Raw genomic sequence first — 11,750 nt, 5'->3', positions numbered from 1 at the left:
GTTTCGTTCACTAGCAAAACTAGCTACTTAAAACTTTATTGATTACGTTTTGCTTGTTCAGTTTTCAAGGTTCATTTCGTTCACCGCTGTTTCAGCAGCAACTCTTATATAATATCATGCGCTACACACCGTGTCAACAATAATTTTGAAATTATTTTTTTGTTTCAATCAGTTGTATTAGCGACTTTTATAACTATACCATAATCTTTTTATATTGCAAGCCTTTTATAAAATAAATATTAAAGCCGTTATTCCTAAGACACCAGGAATACCTAAAACAGCGATTGTTAAGACAGAAAACAGATTGATTGGCACATTATATCCTATATAACCTATACCTAAATGGATTACGAATAATAGTAGAAAAGCAAATGCAAATCTAAACCAAAACACCGATAATCCTTCTAAGATTTTACCCAATTTAGCATGTCTTATTATTACATAAAGAAAAAGAAGCCCGACAGGAATACAAATACTCATAATTACTAACCCAGACATATAGTTGCCTCCTCAATTAAATAATTATGAAAGTTTATGTTTCCTGTTTTGCTTCTATGATTATTTTACAAAGAACTATTTTATTAGTACCTTACGAATTCTAGCTTCCTTAAACAAATAGAAATGAATACTTTCTGCTGTTTTGCGTTGAGCAATTACACCTAGGTCATAATCATCCATTAATTCTTCTATTATCTTTGCCTGCTGTAAATCTTCTTTTGTTTCTTTAATCAGATTCACAAGCTTATCATCAAATTCTTTTTTTAATTTCCCTTTACTACGGAAGAACATACTAATCCCTCACTCATAACTCGCGTCTTCCTTCCATTGCCTTAGATAGCGTAACCTCATCTGCGTATTCTAGATCTCCACCTACTGGCAATCCATGAGCAATACGGGTTGTACGGATACCTGACGGTTTGACAAGGCGAGAAATGTACATAGCGGTTGCCTCACCCTCGATTGTTGAATTTGTAGCTAAAATAAGTTCTTGGACACTTTCATCTTGCAAGCGCACTAGCAAAGAAGCAACATTAATGTCTTCTGGACCAATACCATCCATTGGTGAAATAGCACCTTGAAGTACATGGTACATACCGTTGTAGTCACGCATTTTTTCCATTGCAATCACATCTTTTGTATCTTGTACAACACAAATAATAGAATGATCTCGCTGCTTATCTGTACATATGTGACATGGATCGACATCCGTTATATTGCCACAAACAGAACAGTAGCTTAGGTTTCGTTTAGCATCAATCAGTGCTTTAGAGAAAGATAATACATCATCTTCCTTCATTGTTAACACAAAAAACGCCAGACGAGCCGCAGTTTTCGGCCCGATACCTGGCAATTTCATAAAACTATCGATCAATTTAGATATTGGTTCTGGGTAGTACATATGAATACCTCCTAGAATGGAAGGTTTAAGCCTTGCGTGAATTTACCCATAGTCGAGTTTGCTTTTTCTTCTACTTTTTTCAGCGCTTCATTTGTTGCAATAACAATTAGGTCTTGTAGCATTTCGATGTCTTCTGGGTCTACTACAGATTCATCTAGATTTACTGAAACTACTTCACGCTGACCTGAAACTGTTACTTTCACCATACCGCCGCCTGCAACACCTTCGAATTGCTCAGCATTTAAAGCTTCTTGAGCCTCCATCATTTCCTTTTGCATTTTTTGCATTTTTTTCATCATACCTTGCATATTTCCCATTCCACGCATAAATGTTTCCTCCTAAAAATTTAATCTTCAATAATTTCAACAAAATCTTTACCGAAGAGCTTTTCAGCCTCTGCCACAAGTGGATCTTGTGAAGCAAGAGGTTGAGCATCATCGATAAATGGTTCTTCTGGCATTTCTGCCGGTGGTGGCTCTAATAATTCTTCTCCATGCTCTGCTTCAGTCTGTGATTTCTTTTGCTGCAGACCATGATCACGAATAAACTCTTCACGCATTTTTAACCATGATTCTTCTGGTATACATAGCATCTCGTACATTGTACCAGTTTGCCCTGCAATTAATTGTGTAAAGTGAGCCTTTAAAGACTGGTTGTCGGCAACCATCTGACAATGAATATCATACTTGAATTTTAACACAAAAGCACTTGAAGATGCCGCAACAGGTTCGGCTTCTGCTAAAAGAGCAGATTGTGATTTTTGCATTTGACTTAGGGCTTGCGCCCAAATGGACTTAATACGTTGTACATCTTGCTTTGTGGCATCTTTCAGCACTTCCTGAATACGACCTGTAGGTGCTTTATAACCATTCGGACTTTTAGCTCGGGGCCGTTGCTCTTTTTGTGCTGTCGGCGTTTGCACTGGAGTCCCCGTTTGCAGTTGTAAGGAAAGTTGCTGAACCAGCTGTTCAAGAGCTACAATTTTTTGAGTGAGATCAGGGTTTTCTCCCATTTCATTTGTAGTCACCGTTTGATGGGCTATCCCTCCTGAAAACTGTACCATTTTAAGCAAAGCCGTCTCTAAATAAATTTTGGTATGGTGAGAGAAACGCATCTCTTGCTGTGTCTTTGCAAGTATATCAATATACCCATAAAGCATATTTGGTGCAAATTCGTGTGCTAAAGTGAATACACGTTCCTCAGGAGATACAAGCTCTAAAAGTTCAGCTAAATCATCACTTGTTTGAAGTAATAATAAATCGCGGAAAAATGTAATTAAATCCTCTGAGAGCCGCAAAGGGTCCTTACCGTCAGCTATCAGTTGCTCTAAAAGGGCAAGCATTTGCGCAACATCTTTTACTTTGAGTGCCTCTGCTAGATCATAAAAAACATCCTGACTAATAGAACCTGTCACTAATAACGTATCCTCAAGTTTTAATTTTTCGCCGCTAAAAGACACAACTTGGTCCAATAAGCTTAAAGCATCACGCATTCCCCCTGCGGCTGATTGTGCAATCACCTTTAAACCTTGTTCTTCATATGGTAAGTCAATATCTTCTAAAACAACCTTCATACGTTCAATAATATCATTAGTAGAAAGTCGTTTAAAATCAAAGCGCTGACAACGAGAAATGATCGTAGCAGGCAATTTATGAGGCTCTGTAGTTGCTAAAATAAACACAGCATGAGGAGGTGGTTCTTCCAACGTTTTTAAAAGAGCGTTAAAAGCGCTTGTAGAAAGCATATGCACTTCGTCTATGATGTACACCTTATATCTACTGCTTGCGGGAGCAAAACGAACCTTTTCTATGATATCCCTAATCTCTTCAACACGTGAATTTGAGGCTGCATCAAATTCAATGACATCTGGATGTGAACCATCTGTAATACTTATGCATGTAGCACATTCATTACACGGCTCTTTCGACGGTGCATGTTCACAATTCAAGGCCTTCGCAAAGATTTTAGCAGTACTTGTTTTCCCTGTACCACGGGGCCCAGAAAACAAGTAAGCATGTGTTGTTTTATTTGCTAGGAGAGCATTTTGTAGCGTTCTTTTGACATGTGTTTGACCAGACATTTCTCGAAAAGATTGCGGTCGATACACACGGTAAAATGCTTGATACGTCACTGATTTCCTCTCTCCTTCTCCATTTAATTGAATACTTTTATTATAGCATTTGCTGCATTATATAGAAAATGAAGTTGCTAAATTTAAAATAAAAAAGCATCCGCCTATAATAGACGGATGCTTTGAATTGGCAATTTAATGCCGTGCACCTTTCCTTGACAGCCGCACATAAGCGTTACTCTTGTCGTTAGCTCAGATTAGGCAACCCCGCGGCACATGAATAAGACCACTTAATGCTGCTTCCTTCCGGACCTGACATGGTTCATGGGTATCCATTGCGCAGGACCCAATCGTCAACACTACGTGCAAAAGGCAGACCAAACAATACGGACAGCCTCGAAAAAGGAATTCAGTCTCGCTAGAGCGGATTGCGAGTTACAGGACACCGCTACCTTCCCACCTAGCACGGCAATAACTAGTATACTGACTGTTTGTATAAAATGCAACTTAATGCACAAATTATTTATTTCTAAGTGACGATTTAAACAATATATATTTTTTCAAAAATTATCTTGACGTTCGTTTCTAGTTATGATAAATTTATTTTTGTCGATAAGACAGTAAAGCAATATAACATGGAGGTATACCCAAGTCTGGCTGAAGGGATCGGTCTTGAAAACCGACAGGCGGGTAACACCGCGCGGGGGTTCGAATCCCTCTACCTCCTCCAGTTTTAAATTTCCGACTACGAATGTAGCCGTTTTTTTTTGCCTAAATTGTATGTATTACTTGTTAGATACCACTTCCGCCTCGGTTGTGGTATTTTTTATTATATCAATGATGGGAGGTTGTTAAATTGCAATCGAAATTACTTATGACACGTGCTTCCCTTACTTGGATTTTCATTATTGCTGTTATGACTGCAATAGGTAGTGAAATTAAAATTATGCCTTTTGCTAATACAACTTTCCGTTTTGGTTTAGGAACAATTGTCTTCTTTTTATGCACATTAATTAAACCTACACCAATTATTTTAGCTGGTGTAGCTACCAGTATTGTGACAACTATTTTTCGGGTTATTAATTCGACATTACATGATGTTCCGATTGCCGAGAGTATATTTAACCATTTACCAGCCGGTTTATTTTATGTATTGTTTGCAGTATGCCTGCAAGTTTTAGATATTCAACAATACAGAGAAAAACCACTAAAACTTGGTTTACTCGTTGCTTTTAGTGAGGTCATCAGTAATTTAGCTGAACAAATTTTCCGCTTTTTTGTCCAAACATATACTTTTTTATTTCTCCATGATCTCTTGATCCTATTAGCAGTAGCATTATTACGAAGCTTTTTTGTAGTAGGGATTTATAGCTCTATTTTGGTAGCGGAACAAAAAAAACGGGTACAAGAAATGCTGAATATTGGATCTGACCTCTATGTGGAGACACTATATTTAAAAAAATCAATGAATCATATTGAAACAATTACAGGTAGTGGTTATGAATTATATCGTCAGTTAAAGACGCAAGGTTTTCGATCCGAGAGTTTACAAGCACTTCATATTGCCCAGGAAATCCATGAAGTGAAAAAGGATTCTCAACGGATATATGCTGGGATTTCAAAGATTGTCGGTGAAAAGAGCTTTGGTCCTTTCGTATTATCTGAATTATTGCATTATATTGAAGAAGGTAATAGGAAATATGCAGAATTACTCGGTAAGGAAATACAATTTAATACATGTATAGACTTCGATTTTCAAACGAAAGATCATATTGCACTGCTTGCTCTATTAAATAATTTATCAGCCAATGCTGTTGAGGCTATTGAAAAGCAAGGGATCATTTCTATTGCTATTAAGCGCCAAGAGGATAATACTGTAATAACAGTATGTGATAATGGACAAGGGATTTCACAAGCAGACATTTCTGTTATTTTTGAACCTGGATACACCACTAAATTCAATGTTGATGGTGTTGCAGCAACTGGCATTGGGCTTTCACATGTTGCTGAACTAGTAGAAAAATTAAAAGGCTCAATAACCGTTGAATCAAACAATCAATACACAACGTTTAAAATCATAATTCCTACGCAAACTATTCAAACGGGAGAGACTTAAATGAGGTATTTTATTGTAGATGATGATCGTGCAAGTCGTGTTATGTTAAAGCAAATTATTGAAGATAGCGGGTTAGGAACAGTTATTGGTGAGGCTCGCAATGGTGAGGATGCCATTCCACAAATTTTAATGACACAGCCAGAGTTTGTGCTTATTGATTTACTGATGCCTAAGCTTGATGGCATAGCAACTGTGGAACAACTTATGCAAAATCGTTTCGAGGGACAATTTATTATGATTTCACAGGTAGTGAATAAGGAAATGGTTGGCGAAGCATATGAGCAAGGAATTGATTTCTTCATTCATAAACCAATCAATCGTATTGAAGTCGAAAATGTTTTGAAAAAAACAACTGAACAATTTCGACTTAAAAATTCACTATTAGTGATACGTCAATCACTTACAAATATTGAGTTAAGTGAACAAAAGACTCATAAAGCTACATCACGAGACCATATTCAATCTATTTTGAATGATATGGGGATTGTCGGGGAAATTGGTAGTGAGGATATCATTGCCATTATAGAAACATTACTTGCTCACCAGCACAAGATTGCCCCCCTTCCTCCATTAAAAGAGCTTTATGAAGAAATTGCAGCTGTGACCAAGGCTACGCCAGATGAAATTTTAAAAGAGAGTAAAGCCATCGAGCAGCGTGTGCGTCGTACAATATTAGCTGCCATGATTAATCTCGCTAATTTAGGGGTTGTTGATTACACAAACTCAGAATTCGAGTACTATGCCCCTCGCTACTTTGATTTTAAAGAAATTCGTCAGCTCATGACACAGATTGAAGATCACGATAATCGTAAAGCAAAGGTAAATATTAAAAAGTTTATTCAAGTGTTATATTCAGACATTTTAACAAAAGTAAATTAATTTTATCGGATTTTGTCGGATTCCATAAGTCCTCCGTATTATTAAAGTAAGGCGTGTCCTAAAAATTTAATATTAGGGGAGGTACAAAGGATTTGAAAAAGAAATTTAAAGTCAGTTTAGCCGCTCAGATTTTAATCGGTTTGATTTTAGGGATCATTGTTGGTGGTATCTTTTACGGAAACCCCAAAATTGAGACATATCTACAACCATTAGGGGATATATTTTTACATCTTATTAAGATGATTGTTGTACCGATTATTATTTCGACATTAATCGTTGGTGTTGCTGGTACTGGAGATATGAAGCAACTTGGACGATTAGGCGGGAAATCTATAATTTACTTTGAGATTATTACTACAGTTGCAATCGTAGTTGGATTACTTTCCGCAAACATTTTCCAACCTGGTGCAGGTCTTAACATGAATGAATTATCTCAAGGGGATATTTCGAAGTATGTATCAACAACTGAGGAAGTACAGCACGAGGGACCATTTGATATCATTGTAGGCATTGTCCCAACAAATATTATTCAGTCAATGGCTGAAGGTAATATGCTAGCAATTATCTTCTTCTCAGTTATTTTCGGTTTAGGGGTTGCTGCAGTAGGAGATCGAGGGAAACCAGTCTTAGACTTCTTCCAAGGGGTAGCAGATGCTATGTTCTGGGTAACAAACCTCGTAATGAAATTCGCGCCACTAGGGGTATTTGGTTTAATTGGTGTAACCGTTTCCAAATATGGGTTTGCTTCACTGGTTCCACTTGCCAAATTAGCAATTCTTGTTTATGCAACAATGCTATTCTTTATCTTTGTCGTTCTTGGACTTGTGGCAAAATTCGCAGGAATCAGCATCTTCTATTTAATTAAAGTATTAAAAGATGAGCTAATTTTAGCCTTCTCCACAGCAAGTTCTGAAGCTGTATTACCACGTATTATGATGAAAATGGAGAAATTAGGGGCGCCAAAGGATATTGTATCTTTTGTTATACCTACCGGTTACTCCTTTAACTTAGATGGGTCAACACTATATCAAGCCATTGCAGCATTATTTATTGCACAAATGTACGGTATTCACCTAAGCATTGGTGAACAAATTACGTTAATGCTTGTATTAATGGTTACATCAAAAGGTATTGCAGGTGTACCAGGGGTATCATTCGTTGTACTTCTAGCAACTTTAGGTACTGTAGGTATTCCACTTGAGGGACTAGCCTTCATTGCTGGTATTGACCGTATTCTTGACATGGGACGTACAGTTGTTAACGTAATTGGTAACTCATTAGCGTCATTAGTAATGGCTAAATGGGAAGGCCGTTTCGATCGAGAAAAGATGAAAAATTACTTTAATGATAATGAAAATCTAGCGTAATTTAAAAAAATCCTCACGATGTTGGATGGCATCGTGAGGGTTTTTTTATTTTGCTAACACTTTATCTAAATAAGCGATAATTGATTCTTTTCCATTGGCATGTGCTTCTTGAGCGCGTTTTTCATCTTTTTCAAGCTTAGTCTCTGCTGCTACAGCAATTTTTTCAGCATCTTGCTGTGGCACAACAATTACACCATCCACATCCCCAATAATATAATCACCAGGATGAACCGTAACTCCTCCAATGGCGATCGGTACATTTACTTGACCTCCGCCGTTTTTATTGCCTGCTGCTACAGTAGTGCCTAACGAAAATACAGGGAAATTTAATTCACGTATTGCTGCAATATCGCGGATTACACCATCCACAACAAAACCTTGTACACCTATCCCTTTTGCTAAGGAGATCACAAAATCTCCAGCAACAGCTCGGTTTGTATTACCTTTTGCATCAATGACTAAAATATCTCCTTCATTTGCAGCCCTAATCGCTTCCAAAACTGCCCCATTTTCACCATCTGGTAAACGTACAGTTACAGCTCGCCCAGCAACTTTAAAATGGTCTGCTAACGGCTTAATATCACTTCGCACATTGGTATGTCCGCCTGTTGCATCTGAAATAGCTGTTGTTGGTAAATGCTGAAAGCTTACTTCCACTTTTGTCATACATAACACCCCTATTATGATTAATGACTTACTCTATTATTGTAAATAAAAAATACAGCCTATTTCAATATATCTCGAAAATAGTAGTCACTAGTAGAATTAAATACTTTCAATAAATTGCTTTGATTGCTCGTCTAAGGCTTCAGCAGCAGATGCTATTTCACTAAAGTCATTTGCTGTGACAGTAATTTGTTCATTTGTTTTCTCTATTTTTTCTGCTATTTTTGTAATACTATCAGTCACTTGACCAATTTCTCGCTCAATGCCCTCCACATTATCCTTCACTTCTGAAATAGATTGTTCAACTCTTACAGAAAGCTTACGTACCTCTTTCGCCACTACATCAAAACCTCTTCCATATTCTCCAGCCCTAGCGGCTTCAATAGCTGCATTTAATGCCAATAAATTAGTTTGTGAGGCAATTTCTTGTATAGTTTTGACAATCCCTTTAATAGAATCTGCTTGTTTCTGAAGCTGCACAAGATTACTTACATTTTCATTTGATTCCTTTGAAACTACTTTAATGGTTTCTAGTAGATCTTGGCTATTTTGAATGCCCGCCTCTGAACGCTGGTAAAGCTTATTAGACATGCCCTTCAACTTGTCAGCAACACTAACTATCTCATGTTGTCGTTCAGTGATATTGGCAGCTATTTTGGATACACCTATTACTTTTCTTGTATCATTTGCGAAGACAGGCATATATGTCGCTTCCAGCCAAATTATATTACCTCTAGCATCAATTCTTTTTATTTTGTCCTGATAGCTGTTTCCTGCCGTTAGGTTGCGCCAAAAATTATCGTACTCCATACTATTAACGAAATCAGGCAAACAAAAGTCTTTATGATGTTTTCCTAGCATTTCCTGCACTGTATAGCCTAATGTTTGAGCAAATAGTTCATTGACATACGCCACTCTTCTATCCATATCGAAGCGGATAATGGCAATATTGCGTTCAATAGCCTGTACTACTAAATCATCGGTTACTTGAGCCTCTACACTATGCATTAAGAACACCCCATCCTAATTTTTTACTTAAAATTTAATTATTTTACTTTTATATTACATTAATTATGCCTCAGTGTAATTGCAGGGGATGTTAGTACCTGCTGCATCAAGATAAAAAACATGGAGAATGTTCATCCATGTTTTTTTAATAAACGTAAAATCCCTTCAGAGGTAGCCGCTACACGTAAGAACTTCTTTTGCTCTGCACGTATAAAGCCTTCCTCTAGCATTGTTTTAAAATGCTGTAGAAGTGCATCATAGAATCCATGGACATTATATAAAATGACAGGTTTTGTATGAAGTCCAATCTGAGCCCAAGTAAATACCTCAAAATATTCATCTAAAGTCCCTGCGCCTCCTGGTAGAGCAATAAAGGCATCTGCTAACTCGGCCATTTTAGCTTTACGAATATGCATAGAGTCTACAATATGAATTTCTGTTAATGAGGCATGGGCCAATTCACGCTTTTGTAAATGTGTTGGCATCACACCAATCACTTCTCCTCCAGCTGCTAAAACAGCATCGGCAACCTTCCCCATTAGGCCTGTTTTTGAACCACCATAGACAACCCCGTGACCGTTTTTTGCCAGTGCTGTACCAAGCTCAGCCGCTTTCTCTGCATAAATAGAGCTTTTACCCAGACCGGATCCGCAATACACTGCGATTCTTATAATAATCCCTCCTATTCAAAAAACGTGAAACAATCGGCTATATATTGTCTCACGTTTTTTGGTCATTTATTTTACTTTTATTTTCGTAAATGGCTTGTTTGTTTTAGCATATGACTGATACGGCTTACAATTGATTCAATGGCATCAGGATTTTTTAATAAATCATAATCATTAATATCTAAACGTAGAACTGGGCAAGAATTAAAATTATTTATCCAATTTTCATAGCGTTCATGCATTTCTATCCAATAATCATTTGGTGTTTGTTGCTCCATTGTACGTCCACGCTCTTGAATACGTCCAATAACCGCATCAATAGGTCCTTCAAGATAGACAAGCAAATCTGGATGTGGGAAATAAGGTGTCATCACCATTGCATCAAACAAATTTGTATAAGTCTCATAATCTGTTGGGCTCATTGTTCCTTTATCATAATGCATCTTAGCAAAAATGCCAGTATCCTCATAAATAGAGCGATCTTGTACAAATCCTCCACCATATTCAAAAATACGCTTCTGTTCTTTAAAACGCTCTGCTAAAAAGTAGACCTGTAAATGAAAGCTCCATTTTTCAAAGTCCTCATAAAATTTATCAAGGTATGGATTTGTGTCTACTTTCTCGAACGAGGTACGAAAGTTCAGTGCCTCTGCTAAAGCCTTTGTCATCGTCGATTTTCCTACCCCAACAGTACCAGCAATCGTAATAACCGTTTGTGGTGGAATATCGTACTTCTCTCTTAAATTCATTATTGCAAACTCCTTTGTTGTAACGTATCTTTAATTATTTTTAAAACATGATTTAAATCATTGGGATTTTTTACAAAATCAAGCTGATCTCCATTAAATCGAATAACTGGAATTTCGGGATGCATGCTTTCAAAATGCTCGATAAAAGAATGATAGTCAGCCACAAGCTGCTCCATGTAATCACGTGAAATCATCTTTTCAAACTCTCGCCCTCGCATGGCGATACGCTTCATTAATGTCTCAACACTGGCATGTAAATAAACCACTACATTTGGAACAGGCATGTCTTTCGTTAAAATTCTATAGATCTCTTCATACTTCTCGTATTCAGTTGGTGCCAATGTACGCTTCGCAAATATTAAATTTTTAAAAATATGATAGTCTGCTACAACAGGTTTGGCATGTGCTAAACGAAATTTTTTAATATCGGTTAGTTGCTTATAGCGATTACAAAGGAAGAACATTTCCGTTTGGAAACTCCACTCCTCAATGTTTTCATAAAACTTATTTAAAAAAGGGTTTTCGTCTACAATTTCTTTTAATAGATGGTAATTAAATGTCGCTGCTATCTCTTTCGATAAAGAGGTTTTACCAACACCAATCGGACCTTCTACCGTAACAAATGGAACCGTCACCAGAAGCTCCTCCTTTTGTTCTATGGATTCGATCATTGTGTCCTACATAAAATGAATCAGTACCTTTCATTTTATCATAGTAGGAAAATGAAAAACAGAATCAACCTATTGTTCTAGTAAATTTACCTGGGATATTCTTCTCATGATGACATAGAAAAAAGACATCGAGAATCTACTTCCCGATGCCTTTAT

At 37.0% G+C, this 11,750-nt stretch carries 13 protein-coding genes, 1 tRNA gene and 1 other RNA gene; 4 read left to right on the top strand and 11 right to left on the bottom strand.

Annotated features, from left to right (window positions below):
• Positions 1 to 225: 225 nt before the first annotated feature.
• The 6 genes from EW028_RS23580 to ffs form a co-directional block, all read right to left on the bottom strand.
• Positions 226 to 498 (bottom strand): pro-sigmaK processing inhibitor BofA family protein, encoded by a 273-nt coding sequence (locus EW028_RS23580; RefSeq protein WP_048391019.1) that lies wholly within the window; start codon positions 496 to 498, stop codon positions 226 to 228.
• Positions 499 to 573: 75 nt separating this feature from the next.
• Positions 574 to 789 (bottom strand): YaaL family protein, encoded by a 216-nt coding sequence (locus tag EW028_RS23575; protein ID WP_004233954.1) that lies wholly within the window; start codon positions 787 to 789, stop codon positions 574 to 576.
• A gap of 13 nt (positions 790 to 802) precedes the next feature.
• Positions 803 to 1,399 carry a recombination mediator RecR gene (gene recR / locus EW028_RS23570; protein WP_048391017.1) on the bottom strand — a complete coding sequence of 199 codons (597 nt, stop codon included), beginning with the start codon at positions 1,397 to 1,399 and terminating at the stop codon, positions 803 to 805.
• Between the two features lie 11 nt (positions 1,400 to 1,410).
• Complete coding sequence (locus EW028_RS23565) at positions 1,411 to 1,725, bottom strand: YbaB/EbfC family nucleoid-associated protein (RefSeq protein WP_131522643.1); 315 nt, start codon at positions 1,723 to 1,725, stop codon at positions 1,411 to 1,413.
• Between the two features lie 20 nt (positions 1,726 to 1,745).
• A complete protein-coding gene (gene dnaX, locus EW028_RS23560; RefSeq protein WP_131522642.1) occupies positions 1,746 to 3,530 on the bottom strand; it encodes a DNA polymerase III subunit gamma/tau in 1,785 nt (594 codons plus the stop codon).
• 141 nt (positions 3,531 to 3,671) lie between these two features.
• An RNA gene (gene ffs / locus EW028_RS23555) (signal recognition particle sRNA large type) lies at positions 3,672 to 3,939 on the bottom strand.
• A gap of 168 nt (positions 3,940 to 4,107) precedes the next feature.
• Here ffs and EW028_RS23550 point away from each other — a divergent pair.
• The 4 genes from EW028_RS23550 (at position 4,108) to EW028_RS23535 (ending at position 7,832) form a co-directional block, all read left to right on the top strand.
• Positions 4,108 to 4,200: transfer RNA gene (locus tag EW028_RS23550), tRNA-Ser, on the top strand.
• A gap of 126 nt (positions 4,201 to 4,326) precedes the next feature.
• On the top strand, positions 4,327 to 5,586 hold the full coding sequence (locus EW028_RS23545; protein WP_131522641.1) for a sensor histidine kinase: 1,260 nt from the start codon (positions 4,327 to 4,329) through the stop codon (positions 5,584 to 5,586).
• Positions 5,587 to 6,465 carry a response regulator gene (locus EW028_RS23540; protein WP_048391012.1) on the top strand — a complete coding sequence of 293 codons (879 nt, stop codon included), beginning with the start codon at positions 5,587 to 5,589 and terminating at the stop codon, positions 6,463 to 6,465.
• Between the two features lie 92 nt (positions 6,466 to 6,557).
• The gene (locus tag EW028_RS23535; RefSeq protein ID WP_016995246.1) at positions 6,558 to 7,832 is read left to right on the top strand and encodes a cation:dicarboxylate symporter family transporter; all 1,275 of its coding nucleotides are present in this window, start codon (positions 6,558 to 6,560) and stop codon (positions 7,830 to 7,832) included.
• Between the two features lie 45 nt (positions 7,833 to 7,877).
• Here EW028_RS23535 and EW028_RS23530 read toward each other — a convergent pair whose 3' ends face one another.
• The 5 genes from EW028_RS23530 to EW028_RS23510 all read right to left on the bottom strand — a co-directional run bounded on the left by EW028_RS23530 (position 7,878) and on the right by EW028_RS23510 (position 11,558).
• Positions 7,878 to 8,498 (bottom strand): RraA family protein, encoded by a 621-nt coding sequence (locus EW028_RS23530; protein ID WP_131522640.1) that lies wholly within the window; start codon positions 8,496 to 8,498, stop codon positions 7,878 to 7,880.
• Positions 8,499 to 8,597: 99 nt separating this feature from the next.
• The gene (locus EW028_RS26005; RefSeq protein ID WP_131522639.1) at positions 8,598 to 9,506 is read right to left on the bottom strand and encodes a methyl-accepting chemotaxis protein; all 909 of its coding nucleotides are present in this window, start codon (positions 9,504 to 9,506) and stop codon (positions 8,598 to 8,600) included.
• 131 nt (positions 9,507 to 9,637) lie between these two features.
• The gene (locus EW028_RS23520) at positions 9,638 to 10,165 is read right to left on the bottom strand and encodes an LOG family protein (RefSeq protein WP_131522638.1); all 528 of its coding nucleotides are present in this window, start codon (positions 10,163 to 10,165) and stop codon (positions 9,638 to 9,640) included.
• Between the two features lie 89 nt (positions 10,166 to 10,254).
• Complete coding sequence (locus EW028_RS23515; RefSeq protein ID WP_004233968.1) at positions 10,255 to 10,923, bottom strand: deoxynucleoside kinase; 669 nt, start codon at positions 10,921 to 10,923, stop codon at positions 10,255 to 10,257.
• The gene (locus EW028_RS23510) at positions 10,923 to 11,558 is read right to left on the bottom strand and encodes a deoxynucleoside kinase (protein WP_004233969.1); all 636 of its coding nucleotides are present in this window, start codon (positions 11,556 to 11,558) and stop codon (positions 10,923 to 10,925) included. The genes EW028_RS23515 and EW028_RS23510 overlap by 1 nt, the downstream gene beginning before the upstream one ends.
• Positions 11,559 to 11,750 lie beyond the last annotated feature (192 nt).

Source organism: Lysinibacillus sp. OL1 (assembly GCF_004332175.1).
Classification (GTDB): domain Bacteria; phylum Bacillota; class Bacilli; order Bacillales_A; family Planococcaceae; genus Lysinibacillus; species Lysinibacillus capsici.
The sequence above is the reverse complement of the archived record's forward strand: the minus strand, read 5'-3'. Positions and strand labels throughout refer to the sequence as shown.

Bases quoted from the DNA above. Each gene is read 5' to 3' on its own strand.
- EW028_RS23580 (WP_048391019.1), bottom strand. From the start codon at position 498: ATGTCTGGGTTAGTAATTATGAGTATTTGTATTCCTGTCGGGCTTCTT.
- EW028_RS23575 (WP_004233954.1), bottom strand. From the start codon at position 789: ATGTTCTTCCGTAGTAAAGGGAAATTAAAAAAAGAATTTGATGATAAG.
- recR (WP_048391017.1), bottom strand. From the start codon at position 1,399: ATGTACTACCCAGAACCAATATCTAAATTGATCGATAGTTTTATGAAA.
- EW028_RS23565 (WP_131522643.1), bottom strand. From the start codon at position 1,725: ATGCGTGGAATGGGAAATATGCAAGGTATGATGAAAAAAATGCAAAAA.
- EW028_RS23540 (WP_048391012.1), top strand. From the start codon at position 5,587: ATGAGGTATTTTATTGTAGATGATGATCGTGCAAGTCGTGTTATGTTA.
- EW028_RS23530 (WP_131522640.1), bottom strand. From the start codon at position 8,498: ATGACAAAAGTGGAAGTAAGCTTTCAGCATTTACCAACAACAGCTATT.
- EW028_RS26005 (WP_131522639.1), bottom strand. From the start codon at position 9,506: ATGCATAGTGTAGAGGCTCAAGTAACCGATGATTTAGTAGTACAGGCT.
- EW028_RS23515 (WP_004233968.1), bottom strand. From the start codon at position 10,923: ATGAATTTAAGAGAGAAGTACGATATTCCACCACAAACGGTTATTACG.